The 12,460-nt window shown below is 65.4% G+C and carries 11 protein-coding genes; 10 read left to right on the top strand and 1 reads right to left on the bottom strand.

Going from position 1 to position 12,460, the window contains the following annotated elements; genetic code table 11:
- Complete coding sequence (locus ACQY8M_RS09565) at positions 1–2,121, top strand: molybdopterin cofactor-binding domain-containing protein (RefSeq protein ID WP_428671235.1); 2,121 nt, start codon at positions 1–3, stop codon at positions 2,119–2,121.
- 34 nt (positions 2,122–2,155) lie between these two features.
- Here the strand turns inward: ACQY8M_RS09565 and ACQY8M_RS09560 are convergent, their stop codons facing one another.
- Positions 2,156–2,488 carry a hypothetical protein gene (locus ACQY8M_RS09560; RefSeq protein ID WP_428671233.1) on the bottom strand — a complete coding sequence of 111 codons (333 nt, stop codon included), beginning with the start codon at positions 2,486–2,488 and terminating at the stop codon, positions 2,156–2,158.
- Between the two features lie 76 nt (positions 2,489–2,564).
- Between ACQY8M_RS09560 and ACQY8M_RS09555 the strand changes: the two genes are divergently transcribed.
- From ACQY8M_RS09555 to ACQY8M_RS09515, 9 genes are all read left to right on the top strand, one after another.
- The gene (locus ACQY8M_RS09555; RefSeq protein ID WP_428671231.1) at positions 2,565–4,154 is read left to right on the top strand and encodes an ABC transporter substrate-binding protein; all 1,590 of its coding nucleotides are present in this window, start codon (positions 2,565–2,567) and stop codon (positions 4,152–4,154) included.
- Positions 4,155–4,218: 64 nt separating this feature from the next.
- Positions 4,219–5,151, top strand: coding sequence for an ABC transporter permease (locus ACQY8M_RS09550; protein WP_428671229.1), 933 nt, complete (start codon positions 4,219–4,221; stop codon positions 5,149–5,151).
- 3 nt (positions 5,152–5,154) lie between these two features.
- Positions 5,155–5,979: an ABC transporter permease gene (locus ACQY8M_RS09545; protein ID WP_428671227.1), complete on the top strand. Its 825-nt coding sequence runs from the start codon at positions 5,155–5,157 to the stop codon at positions 5,977–5,979.
- Complete coding sequence (locus tag ACQY8M_RS09540) at positions 5,976–6,953, top strand: ABC transporter ATP-binding protein (RefSeq protein WP_428671225.1); 978 nt, start codon at positions 5,976–5,978, stop codon at positions 6,951–6,953. The genes ACQY8M_RS09545 and ACQY8M_RS09540 overlap by 4 nt, the downstream gene beginning before the upstream one ends.
- Positions 6,946–7,914, top strand: a complete 969-nt coding sequence (locus tag ACQY8M_RS09535; protein WP_428671223.1) for an ABC transporter ATP-binding protein — start codon at positions 6,946–6,948, stop codon at positions 7,912–7,914. The genes ACQY8M_RS09540 and ACQY8M_RS09535 overlap by 8 nt, the downstream gene beginning before the upstream one ends.
- 58 nt (positions 7,915–7,972) lie before the next feature.
- Complete coding sequence (locus tag ACQY8M_RS09530) at positions 7,973–9,190, top strand: adenylate/guanylate cyclase domain-containing protein (protein WP_428671221.1); 1,218 nt, start codon at positions 7,973–7,975, stop codon at positions 9,188–9,190.
- 108 nt (positions 9,191–9,298) lie between these two features.
- Complete coding sequence (locus tag ACQY8M_RS09525; protein ID WP_428671219.1) at positions 9,299–10,624, top strand: ABC transporter substrate-binding protein; 1,326 nt, start codon at positions 9,299–9,301, stop codon at positions 10,622–10,624.
- 47 nt (positions 10,625–10,671) lie between these two features.
- Complete coding sequence (locus ACQY8M_RS09520) at positions 10,672–11,601, top strand: carbohydrate ABC transporter permease (protein WP_428671217.1); 930 nt, start codon at positions 10,672–10,674, stop codon at positions 11,599–11,601.
- 1 nt (position 11,602) lies between these two features.
- A complete protein-coding gene (locus ACQY8M_RS09515; RefSeq protein WP_428671215.1) occupies positions 11,603–12,454 on the top strand; it encodes a carbohydrate ABC transporter permease in 852 nt (283 codons plus the stop codon).
- Positions 12,455–12,460: the final 6 nt, after the last annotated feature.

Raw genomic sequence — 12,460 nt, 5'->3', positions numbered from 1 at the left:
ATGCCAGATACCTTTATCGGCCAGCCTATCGACCGGATCGACGGCAAGGCCAAGGTTACCGGGACCGCGCGATATGCGGGCGATATGCGCGCCGAGCACCCTGCCTTCGGCGTCATCGTCACCAGCACGATCGGCCGCGGCACCATCACGAAGGTCGACATCACCGCCGCCGAACAGGCGCCGGGGGTCGTCCTGGTGATGAGCAACGAGAACGCGCCAGCGCAGGCGCCGTTCAAGCAGGAGGGCGAGGACCGCCACGCCCGGCCCAAGCCGCAGCTCGCCGAGGCACGCGTCCACTACCATGGCGAGCCGGTGGCGCTGGTCGTTGCCGACACGTTCGAGCAGGCCACCGCCGCGGCGCGGCTGGTCAAGGTATCGTACCAGACGGAAGTCGGTCTCTTCGATCTGGAGTCGAGCCGCAAGCTCGCCTATCCGCCGAACAGGATGGCGAGCGGAAAGGCCGATTCGAGGATCGGTGACCTCGAGCGCGGCCTCGCCGAGGGCACCGCCCGGATCGACGCGACCTACACCACGCCCTATCAGAGCCACAACCCGATGGAGCCGCCGGCCAGTCTCGCCCTGTGGTCGGGCGACAGGCTGACGATCCATTGCGCCGCCCAGCTTGTCGACAGCGCACATCATTCGATTGCCTCGACCCTCAAGATTCCGCTCGAGAATGTCGAGCTCGTGAGCGAGTTCATCGGCGGCGGCTTCGGCGGCAAGCTGCCGATCTATGCCGACGCAATTCTGGCGGCCCTCGCGGCCCGCCAGCTCAAGCGGCCGGTCAAGGTCACGCTGACGCGCCAGCAGATGTTCAGCGTCACCACGCATCGCGCCGCGACCGTGCAGCGCGTTCGGCTGGCGGCCAGACAGGATGGCACGCTGACGGCGATTGCGCATGAGGTGGTCTCGCAATCCGCACGGATGGATGAATATGCGGAAACCGCCGCAGCCAGCACGCGCGCCATGTATTCCGCGCCCAACCGCCTCACCACCCACCGCGTTGTGCCGCTCGATCTGCCGATCTCCGATTCGATGCGCGCGCCGGGCGACGCGGTCGGACAACTTGCGCTCGAACAGGCGATGGACGAATTGGCCTACAAGCTCGACCTCGATCCGATCGAGCTCAGGTTGCGCAACGAGCCCACGGAGGATCCGGAGAAGCACGTCCCCTTCTCCACGCGCACGCTGGCGGCCTGCTTCCAGTCCGGCGCCGAGAAGTTCGGCTGGACCCAACGGCCGCGCTTCCCCGGCACGCTCAAGGACGGCCAATGGCTGGTTGGCCTGGGTATGTCGGCGGCGATCCGCCCCAACCTTCGGCGGCCCGCGACCGCAAAGGTCCGCATGGACGAAGGCGGCCAGATCACCGTCGAGATGGACATGACCGATATCGGAACCGGCTCCTACACGATCTTCGCGCAGGTTGCGGCCGAAACGCTCGACCTGCCGCTCGAGAAGGTGACGGTGAAGCTTGGCCACAGCTCCTACGCCAAGACGCCCGGCTCCGGCGGGTCTTTCGGCGCGGCGAGCTGCTGTTCAGCGGTGCGCGAAGCCTGCCTCGAGCTCAAGAAGAAGCTCGGCGCCGGCCAGGGCCCGGGCAATCTGCAGGCGGAGGCCAAGGCCGCACCGGGAGAGGAATTCAAGAAGTTCTCACAGCATAGCTACGGCGCGCACTTCGCCGAGGTCGGCGTCGATTCCGCCACCGGCGAAGTCCGCCTGCGCCGCATGCTCGGCGTATTCGACGCCGGCCGCATTCTCAACCCCAAGACCGCGCGCTCGCAGCTGATCGGCGGCATGATCTGGGGCGTCGGCTCGGCACTGCATGAGCAGGCGGTGGTCGATCCGCGCTTCGGCTCCTTCGTCAACCACGATCTCGCCGGCTATCACGTGCCGGTCCACGCCGACATCCCGGCAATCGAGGCGATCATGCTGGCCGGCTTCGACGACAAGTCCAATCCCCTGGGCTCGAAGGGCGTCGGCGAGCTCGGCATCTGCGCGGCAGGCGCGGCCGTGGCCAACGCCATCTATAACGCATGCGGCGTGCGGGTACGCGACTATCCCATCACGCCGGACAAGATCCTGAACGGCTTCCTGCGACCCAACGTGGCGCAGGGGAGGTAGCGCTGGGGTTGCGCGTCCGCAGCATACCACCCAGTCAGCGAAGCGCCGTCACGACGCGCGTCTGTGAACGAACATGGGAAGCGAAGCGACCCCATCCCCGCATGGCGGCAAATTCGCTGGTTGTCACGGCGGCCGGGGAGTCGAGTTCATAGACCGTCGTCCAGAGCTTGGCTGCTATCCGCCTGCCTTGGCCACGGTCGCTCTCGGAGATTTCGCCGACGGACCCATACCGCCGGCCCGCCAGCACGCCAGGACAAGCGAGCGCGTCGGGAAGGTGGACCTCATCATACCAGCGGCTCCAGTCGGCTTCGACCTCGGCATCGACTTCAGCGGTCACGATCAGTAGACAGTTCGGCAACGGGCTCATCGGCATTCCTCTTGCACCGGAAGGGCGGGCACGATGGAATGCCGCCCGACAGAAATGTTCAAGAGGGGGAACGATCATGCGCACATTGGCTTGGCTGGCGGCCGCTTTAGCCATTTGGGGCGCGGGTGCCGCAGACGCGCAGCAAACGCCGCGCAAGGGCGGAACGATCCGCATGACGGCGCCTTACGCCGCGAGCTTCGGCAGCCTCGATCCCCACACCACGCCGCGAGCCCAGGACGAGATCGTCGGCAAGGCGCTGAACCGCACCCTCTACAACTGGGATTCGGTGAACAACAAGCTGGTGCTCGAGCTTGCCACTTCGGTCACCGCCTCGCCCGATGGCCTGGTCCATACCTACAAGCTGCGGGACGACGTCTACTTCCACAACGGCCGCAAGATGACAGCGGACGACCTGATCTGGTCGTGGACGCGAATCATGGACGGCAGCAAGGGCTATCCCGGCGCGCGCTATGTGCGCCTGATCAAGGGTGCGATCGCCGTCGAGAAGGGCGAAGCGAAGGAAATCGCCGGGCTGAAGAAGATCGACGATTTCACGCTCGAGATGACGATCACGGACATCACCGACCCAAGCTTCTCCTTCTTCGACGGCACGACTGCAATCCTGCCCAAGGAGGAAGTCGAGAAGGGCAACTTCGCCAGCAACCCCGTCGGGCTCGGGCCCTTCAAGTTCAAGGAGCACATCCCCGGCTCGAGGGTCGTGCTCGAGCGCTTCGACAAGTTCTACAAGCCCGGCAAGCCCTACATGGACCGCATCATCGTCGTGCTGATGGCCGAGGCGGCGGCCCGCGACGTGGCGTTCCGCAACAAGGAGATCGACACCTCGATCCTGGGTCCGGCCCAATACGTCGCCTATCGGGCCGATCCGGCACTCTCGAAGGGCATCCTCGAGGTCGCCGAGATGTTCACCCGATCGATGCGCATGAACCCGTCTTTCAAGCCGTTCGCCGACAAGCGGGTGCGCCAGGCGATCAACCACGCCATCGATACCGACCTGATCGTCAAGCGGCTGGTCAAGGACAAGGCCTACCGCGCCGTGAGCTGGCTACCGCTCAGCTCACCGTCCTTCGACAAGGCGATGAAGCCCTACGCCTTCGATCCGGAGAAAGCCAAGAAGCTGCTGGCCGAGGCGGGTTATCCCAGCGGATTCGAGTTCGAATGGACGACCAGCCAGAACGAGAGCTGGGGCCTGCCGATCGTCGAAGCGGTGATCCCGATGCTCGACAAGGTCGGCATCAAGGTCAAGCCGAAGCTGATCGAGGTCACCGTGCTGACCGATACGCTGGCCAAGGGCGATTTTCAGGCGATCATCAGCTCGAGCCTTACCGGGCCCGACTCGCTGGCCCAGCTCAAGTGCTTCTATTCCAAGACGCCCCGCACGGCCTGCAACTACGTGTCGTTCAACAATCCGGCATTCGACAAGCTGATCGACGAGGCCGGCCAGACGACCGACACCGCCAAGCGCAACGACCTGCTGCGCCAGGCGAACAACATCCTCTATGACGAAGCGCCGGTCTGGTTCTTCAACTACAACAAGGCCGTGCTCGCCTATCAGCCGTGGGTCCACGGCCTGCAGGCCAACCCGACCGAAATCACGCACCAGTACGTCGAGGACATCTGGATCGACGACAAATCGCCGGCGAAGTGATGGTGCCAATGCGCATCGGAACCCCTCCCCCGTCTTTCGGGGGAGGGCATCACGAAATGACTTGATGCTCCTCGTCCTCGTCCGCCGTCTCGCCAACATCGTCCCGACGCTGCTGGCCGTCATCGCGCTGATCTTCCTGCTGTTCTCCGTCCTGCCCGGCAGCTTCATCTCCGGCATGTCCGAGGAAGGCCGCACGATCGATCCCGCCGTGATGGAACGGATGCGCAAGGAGATGGGGCTCGACGATCCCCTTCCCGAGCGGTTCGCCAAGTATGTCCTCCATATTGCCACCGGCGATCTCGGCACCTCGTTCCGCACCCGCGAGCCGGTGACCAAGCTGGTCGGCGAACGGGTGTGGCCGTCGCTAAAGCTGGTCTTTGCCGCGATGCTGTTTGCGATCGCCATCGGCGTACCGCTGGGTTTCATCGCCGCGCTGAAGCCCGGCAGCCTGGTCGATACCGCCTCGATGGTCGGGGCCATTTCGGGGTTGTCGCTGTCGCAGTTCTGGCTCGGCCTGATGCTGATGTACCTGTTCGCTCTCAAGCTACAGTGGCTGCCGAGCTTCGGCTACGGCGATGGCGGGCTGACCCATATTGTCCTGCCGGCCGTGGCGCTGGGCGTCGGACCGATGGCGCTGCTCGCCCGTACCACCCGCGCCGCGGTGCTCGACGTGCTGAATGCCGACTTCGTGCGCACCGCCCGCAGCAAGGGGATGAGCGAGCAGCGGGTCGTGACGTGGCACGTGCTGCGCAACGCGCTGGTTCTGGTCGTCACCACTGTCGGCCTGCAGTTCGGCTCGCTGATGGGCGCCGCGGTCGTGGTCGAAAAGTTGTTCGCCTGGCCGGGCGTCGGCTCGCTGCTGGTCGACTCGGTGTTCCAGCGCGACATCCCCACGGTCCAGGGCTGCATCCTGCTGATCGTGCTGTTCTTCCTCGTCATCAACACGCTGATCGACCTCGCCTATGTCGCGATCGATCCACGCATCCGCTACGGCTGAGCGATGAAGGGAGGCTCCTCGCTCTGGATCGGCGGAACCCTGGTCGCGATCGCCATTTTCGTGGCCATCATGGCGCCCTGGATTGCCCTTACCGATCCGGTCATGGCGGCCAACCTGATGAACGCCGAGATTCCCCCTTGCGCGGAATTCCCGTTCGGCACCGACATGCAGGGCCGCGACATCTATTCCCGCATCGTCTACGGTGCGCGCATCTCCCTCACGGTCGGCATCGTCAGCCAGATCTGCAACAGCATCATCGGCGTGTCGCTGGGCCTGAGCGCCGGCTACTGGGGCGGCTGGTGGGACGACCTGGTGAGCGGTCTCACCAACCTGATGCTCGCCATCCCTTCTTTGATCTTCGCGCTCGCCATCATGGCGATCCTCGGTCCCGGCCTCGTGAGTCTCCTCATCGCGCTCGGCCTCACCAACTGGTCCTATTCCTGCCGCCTCGCCCGCGCGCAGGTGCTGTCCCTGAAGAGCCAAGGCTACGTCCAGGCCGCACGCATCCTGGGCTATGGCGACCTGCGGATCATGTTCACCCAGCTCCTGCCCAACATCCTGGGGCCGCTGATCGTGATCGCCACGCTTGGCATGGGCGGCGCCATCCTAGCCGAAGCGGCGCTCTCCTTTCTCGGCCTCGGCATCCGCCCGCCGTTCCCGAGCTGGGGCAGCATGCTGTCTGAAGCGCGCGACCAGATCACGACCGCGCCGTGGCTGTCTGTCTTCCCGGGCCTCGCGATCTTCCTCACCGTGCTCGGCCTCAATCTCCTGGGCGACGGGCTGCGCGACATCCTCGACCCGCAATCCACGACACGGCGCGGCGCATGAGCGATCCTCTCCTCGAGGTCGATGGGTTGCGCATCGCGCTTGCCGGCAACAGGACGACCTACAATGCCGTCGAGGAGGTCTCGTTCGAGATCGGCCGCGGCGAGGCTTTCGGGCTGGTGGGCGAGTCGGGCTGCGGCAAGAGCATCACCGCGCTCGCCATCATGGGGCTGCTGCGACGGCCGCTGTCGCTGGCCGGCGGGCGCATCGTGCTCGACGGCGAGGAGATCCAGGATGCGTCGGCCGCCGAGATGCGCCGGCTGCGCGGCAAGCGCATCGCCATGATCTTCCAGGAGCCGATGACGGCGCTCAATCCGTTGTCGCCGGTTGGCAGGCAGATCGCCGAGATGTTCGTGCTCCACGAAGGCCTGGGCTGGACCGAGGCGATGGACCGCGCCGAGGAGGCGCTGCGCCAGGTCCGCGTGCCCTCGCCCGAGCGGCGCATCCGCGACTATCCGCATCAGCTTTCCGGCGGCATGCGCCAGCGCGTGATGATCGCGATCGCGCTGGCCTGCAGCCCCGAGCTTCTGGTCGCCGACGAACCGACCACCGCGCTCGACGTCACCGTGCAGGCGGAGATCATCGACCTCATGGCCGAGCTCTGCGCGGCAAAGGGCACCGCCATCCTGATGATCAGCCATGATCTCGGGCTGGTCGCCAACATGTGCCGCAGGGTCGCCGTGATGTATGCCGGCCGGATCGTCGAGGCGCAGCCGGCCGATGCGATCTTCGCCACGCCGCGCCATCCCTACACGCGCGGCTTGATCAATTCCCTGCCGCGACTGGGCGAGCGCTCGCGTCGCGGCCGCCAGAAGCTGCAGGAGATCGCCGGCACGGTGCCGTCGATTGCCGGCTATCCGGCGGGCTGCCGCTTCAACCCGCGATGCCCGGAGGCGACCGACGTCTGCCTCGCGGTCTCCCCCGCGGCGACGCCGTTGCCCGCCGAGGGACTCGTGCGGTGCCACCATCATGGCTGAGCCGCTGCTCGCCCTCGACGATCTCGCGGTCCACTTCAGGGTGGGCAGCGCGCTGGCCGGCGGCGTGCGCACGCTGAAGGCCGTCGACGGCGTCACGCTCGACGTGAAGCCCGGCGAATGCCTGGGGCTGGTGGGCGAGTCCGGGTGCGGCAAGTCCACCCTGGCGCTCGCCATCATGGGCCTGATCCCGCCGACCCGGGGTCAGATCCGGCTCGACGGCGTGGACCTCAGCCAGCGCCAGCGGCTGGAGACGGCACGCACGGTGCAGATGGTCTTCCAGGACCCCTACGCCTCGCTCAATCCGCGTCAGACCGTGCGACGCACCCTGGCCGATCCGCTGCGCCTGCACGGCGTGACCGACAGGACCGAGGTCGATGCCCGCGTGAAGGACATGATGGACCGGGTCGGCTTGCGTCCCGAGCAGGCCGACCGCTACCCGCATGAATTCTCCGGCGGGCAGCGCCAGCGCATCGGCATCGCGCGCGCCCTGATCCTGAAGCCCAAGCTGGTGATCTGCGACGAGCCGGTGTCGGCGCTCGACGTCTCGATCCGCGCCCAGATCATCAACCTGCTGCTCGAGCTCAAGGACGAGATGGGTCTGGCCTACATCATGATCAGCCATGACCTGGGTGTGGTCGAGCATGTCAGCGACCGGGTCGCGGTGATGTATCTCGGCCGCATCGTCGAGCAGGGCGGCTGGCAGGAGATCTTCGAGAACCCGCGCCATCCCTACACGCGCGCGCTCATTGCCGCGATCCCCGACCCGTTCCACCGCGCCGCCGTTTCGGCGCGGGCCAAGGCCAAGGGCGAGATCGCGAGCGCGCTGAACCCGCCGCCCGGCTGTCACTTCAATCCGCGCTGCCCGCTCAAGGCCGAGCGCTGCGTCGCCGAGGTGCCGGCCCTGGAGCCGGTCGCGATCGGCCATCGCGCCGCCTGTCATTTCCGCGACCGGACCGGGTAAAATCGGCGCGGCCAGCGCCTGGCCTCGACGGCCCTCGGAGACCGCTCCATATAGGGACATGACCCCCGCCGATATCGATCGCCTTTCCGACCTGATTGTCCGCCGCGGCCTCCAAGGAATGGCCGTGCCGGCATTGCTGCAACTGTTCTGCGAGAAGAGCGGCTCGCTCGGCCTGCCCATCAATCGCGCCCTGATGGTCATCGATACGCTTCACCCGGTGCACGAGGGACACGTTTTCCGCTGGCGGAACGACGGCCAGGAGGACGATGGGCCGGTGCGCGAGTACGGACCGACCAACGAAGGCGAGGCGGCACTGTCCTGGCAACGCAGCCCGTTCTTTCACCTGCTGCAGATCGGCCAGGAGGAGCTGCGACGGCGGATCGGTTTCGGCGAGTCGTCTGACTTCGCGGTCATCCAGGACATGAAGGACGCCGGTCACACCGACTACATGGTGTTCGTCCACCGCTTCGCGGCCGAAGGCACGATCGGCGAGATGGATTGCTTCTACTCGGCCTGGTCGACCCGGCACCCGGACGGGTTCAGCGACGCCGATATTGCCGCGCTGCGCCGGTTGGTCCCCGTGCTCGGGCTCGCCGTGAAGAGCGCGTCACTGGCGCAAATTGCGAGCACGCTCGTCGATGTCTATCTCGGCCGCGATGCCGGCCAGCGCGTGCTGCGCGGCCGCATCCAGCGCGGCGTCGCCGACCGGATCGACGCCGTGCTGTGGTTCTCCGACCTGCGCAGCTTCACGACCATCACCGACACCGCGCGGCCGAACGAGATCATTCCATTGCTCAACGACTATGCCGAGGCTGTCATCACCGCGATCCACGAGGCGGGCGGCGATGTGCTCAAGCTGATCGGCGACGGCACGCTCGCGATCTTCCGCGCCGACGATCCGGCCGCGGCCTGCGCGAGCGCGCTCGCGGCCGAGGCCGACATGCGCCGCCGCGTGCAGGAGCTCAATGAGCGGCGCAAGGCCGGGGAACAACCGACCACGTCGGTCTATGTCGGCCTGCATATCGGCGAGGTGTTCTACGGTAACATCGGCAGCGTCGATCGCCTCGATTTCACCGTGGTCGGGCCGGCGGTCAACGAGACCAGCCGGATCGCCTCGATGTGCCGCTCGGTCGACCGGCCGTTGCTGATATCATCGGATTTTGCCGAGATGCTGCCCGAGGCGCCGCGCGCCACGCTGGTGTCCGTCGGCCGCTATGCCCTGCGCGGCGTTGGGCGGGCCAAGGAGCTATTCACGCTCGATCCCGCGGTTTTGTAGGGACCGCCTGTAAAAATTCCGCCGCCCGGCTTGCGCGCCCTCCCGGCCGCTGCGTACGATGCTCGCAATAAGTGTCGCCCAATGAGGCGATGGTCCTGGGAGGGAATTATGGTGAGTGCTAAGCGTCGTAGCGTGATCAAGCTTGCCGGCAGCGCTGCTGCCGTGGCGTCGACCGGCATGGCCGGCATCCTGGCCACCGGCCGAACCCCGGCTTACGCGCAGACGAAAACCGTGCACTGGTTGCGCTGGGTCGATTTCGTTCCGGCATCGGACCAGCTGATGCGCAAGGAGCTGATGCCGCAGGCCGAGAAGGAACTCGGCATCAAGATCAATTACGAGACGGTGAACGGCAACGACCTGCAGCCGCGCGCGACGGCGGCGATCCAGTCGGGCGCCGGTCCCGACCTGATCCAGGCCTTCAACAACAACACCTACATCTACGCCAATAGCGTCGTAGACCTCACCGATCTTGCCGAGAGCGTCGGCAAGGCGGAAGGTGGCCTCTACAAGTACTGCCGCGCCATGTGCAGCGACGGCAAGATGTTCATGGCCATGCCGTGGGCGGTGATCGGCGGCATGATCGCGTACCGCAAATCATGGTTCGACGAAGTCGGCGCGACCTCTTTCCCCAAGACCTGGGCCGAATATCGCGACGTCGCCAAGAAGCTCAAGGCCAAGGGCCATCCGATCGGCCAGACGCTCGGCCACACCTTCGGCGATGCACCGACGTTCACCTACCCCTACATGTGGTCGTGGGGCGGCAAGGAGGTCGATGCCGACGGAAAGACCGTCGTCATCAACTCCAAGGAGACGGTGGAGTCGGTCAAGTTCATGCAGGGCTTCTGGAAGGACGGCTGCGACGAGGGCGCCCTCGCCTGGGACGATACCAACAACAACCGCGCGTTCCTGTCGCAAACCATCTCGGCGACCCTGAACGGCGCCTCGATCTACATCGAGACCCTGCGCAAGCCCGACCAGTACCAGACTGAAAAGGGCACGCCGATGAACAAGGACATCCTGCATTCGCCCCTGCCGGCGGGACCTGCCGGACAGTTCGGCATGCATCTCAACCAGTCCGACATGCTGATGAAGTATTCCAAGAATCAGGATGCGGCGAAGGAATTCCTGAAGTGGATCCACACCGAGAAGAACTTCGAGAAGTGGTTCATCTCGCAGAAGGGCTTCGCGACGCCGCCCACCGCCAAGTGGGAGACACACAAGGTGTGGGACGAGGATCCGGTGATGGCGCCGTACAAGGTCGCCGCCAAGCTGGGCCAGACGCCGGGCTTCGCCGGCCTGCCGAACCAGAAGGCCGCCGAGGCGCTGTCGAAGTACATCATCACCGACATGTACGCCAAGGCCGTCCAGGGCATGCCGGCGGAAGAGGCCGTCAAATGGGCCGAGGGTGAACTGAAGAAGATCTACTCGGCGTGAGATAGGTCCGCGATCGCGGTCGTCCGAAGACAACGAGTAGGTAGGCGATGGCAGTGACTGCACTGGGAGCCACGGAGGTCATTCGGCCGACCGTGCGCCAACGCAAGCTCGAGGACGAGCGCTGGCTCGCCCTCGTCCTGCTGATGCCGACAGCGATCCTGCTCGGCCTGTTCATCGCCTATCCGTTCTTCGAAGGCGTGATGCTGTCGCTCAGCAGCGCGCGCGTCGGCGATCCCGGGAAGTTCGTCTGGTTCAAGAACTTCGTGAAGCTGTGGAACGACAACATCTTCTGGACGGCCGTCTGGAACACCTTCTGGTACACCGGCGTCACGACGGTCTTCAAGCTGGGGCTCGGGCTGTGGCTGGCGATGCTGCTAAACCGCCATTTCAGGGGCAAGGCGATCATCCGCGCCTTCATCCTGCTGCCGTTCATCATCCCCACGGTGCTGTCGACCTTCGCCTGGAAGTGGATGTTCGATCCGACCTTCAGCGTCATCAACTGGTCGCTGTTCAAGCTCGGGCTGATCAGCGCGCGCATCAACTGGCTGGGCGACGCCGACCTCGCCATGGCCTCGATCATGGTGGTCAACATCTGGCGCGGCGTGCCGTTCTTCGCCATCAGCCTGCTGGCCGGCCTGCAGACCATCAGCCCCGAGCTGAACGAGGCCGCCGCGATCGACGGCGCGCGCCCGTGGAACCGCTTCTGGTACGTCACATGGCCGCTGCTGCTCCCCGTGACCATGGTGGTGATGCTGTTCTCGGTGATCCAGACCTTCGCCGACTTCCAGCTCGTCTACGTTATGACGGGCGGCGGCCCGGCCAACGCCACCCATCTCTTCGCCACCTACGCCTACCAGATCGGCATCGTCTCCGGATTGCTGTCGGAAGGTGCGGCGGTGTCGCTCGCGATGTTCCCGTTCCTGTTCATCATCGTGGTGGCCCAGCTGCTCTACATCCGCCGGGTCGAGGTACGCTGACATGATCGAAGGTGCCCTCTGGCGGCGGTGGACGTTCAACTACCTGCCGCTGATCCTGTTCGTCGTCGTGCTGCTGTTCCCGTTCTACTGGATGATCATCACGACCTTCCGGCCGGACGGAGAGCTCTACCGGCCGTGGAATGCAGCGAACAACAACCCGTTCTGGACCACCAAGCCGACGCTCGAGCACATCACCTACCTGTTCGAGGAGACAAACTTCGCGCGCTGGATGTTCAACACCATGTTCATCGCCGGGGTCTCGACCCTGATCTCGCTGTTCTGCGGCGTGCTGGCGGGCTACGCCCTGGCGCGGCTCAATTTCCCGTGGGCCGGCAGCCTCGGCACGCTGATCTTCATCACCTACCTGGTGCCGCAGACGCTGCTGTTCATCCCGCTGGCCGAGATCATCCGCGACTTCCGTCTGGGCGACACGCCGTGGTCGCTGATCCTCACCTATCCGACCTTCCTGATCCCGTTCTGCACCTGGCTGATGATGGGCTACTTCAAGGCCATCCCCAAGGAGCTGGAGGAGTGCGCCCGCATCGACGGCGCCTCGCGCTGGAAGGCGATGCTCTACATCATCATCCCGGTCGCCGTGCCCGGCATCCTGTCGTCCGGGATCATCGCCTTCACCCTGTCGTGGAACGAATTCATCTACGCCCTCGTCTTCCTGTCCTCGCCGGACCAGAAGACCGTGGCGGTCGGCGTCACCTCGGAGCTGATCCGCGGCGACGTGTTTTTCTGGGGCTCTCTGATGGCCGGCGCCCTGCTTGGCTCGATCCCGGTGGCGATCGTCTATTCGTTCTTCGTCGAGCATTACGTTTCGGGCCTCACCGGCTCGGTCAAGGGGTAGAGGATC

Source organism: Reyranella sp. (genome assembly GCF_965279465.1).
GTDB lineage: Bacteria > Pseudomonadota > Alphaproteobacteria > Reyranellales > Reyranellaceae > Reyranella.
The sequence above is the reverse complement of the archived record's forward strand: the minus strand, read 5'-3'. Positions and strand labels throughout refer to the sequence as shown.

Excerpts from the sequence above, each read along its gene's own strand:
- ACQY8M_RS09565 (WP_428671235.1), top strand. The coding sequence starts at position 1 with ATGCCAGATACCTTTATCGGCCAGCCTATCGACCGGATCGACGGCAAG.
- ACQY8M_RS09560 (WP_428671233.1), bottom strand. The coding sequence starts at position 2,488 with ATGAGCCCGTTGCCGAACTGTCTACTGATCGTGACCGCTGAAGTCGAT.
- ACQY8M_RS09555 (WP_428671231.1), top strand. The coding sequence starts at position 2,565 with ATGCGCACATTGGCTTGGCTGGCGGCCGCTTTAGCCATTTGGGGCGCG.
- ACQY8M_RS09550 (WP_428671229.1), top strand. The coding sequence starts at position 4,219 with ATGCTCCTCGTCCTCGTCCGCCGTCTCGCCAACATCGTCCCGACGCTG.
- ACQY8M_RS09545 (WP_428671227.1), top strand. The coding sequence starts at position 5,155 with ATGAAGGGAGGCTCCTCGCTCTGGATCGGCGGAACCCTGGTCGCGATC.
- ACQY8M_RS09540 (WP_428671225.1), top strand. The coding sequence starts at position 5,976 with ATGAGCGATCCTCTCCTCGAGGTCGATGGGTTGCGCATCGCGCTTGCC.
- ACQY8M_RS09535 (WP_428671223.1), top strand. The coding sequence starts at position 6,946 with ATGGCTGAGCCGCTGCTCGCCCTCGACGATCTCGCGGTCCACTTCAGG.
- ACQY8M_RS09530 (WP_428671221.1), top strand. The coding sequence starts at position 7,973 with ATGACCCCCGCCGATATCGATCGCCTTTCCGACCTGATTGTCCGCCGC.
- ACQY8M_RS09525 (WP_428671219.1), top strand. The coding sequence starts at position 9,299 with ATGGTGAGTGCTAAGCGTCGTAGCGTGATCAAGCTTGCCGGCAGCGCT.
- ACQY8M_RS09520 (WP_428671217.1), top strand. The coding sequence starts at position 10,672 with ATGGCAGTGACTGCACTGGGAGCCACGGAGGTCATTCGGCCGACCGTG.
- ACQY8M_RS09515 (WP_428671215.1), top strand. The coding sequence starts at position 11,603 with ATGATCGAAGGTGCCCTCTGGCGGCGGTGGACGTTCAACTACCTGCCG.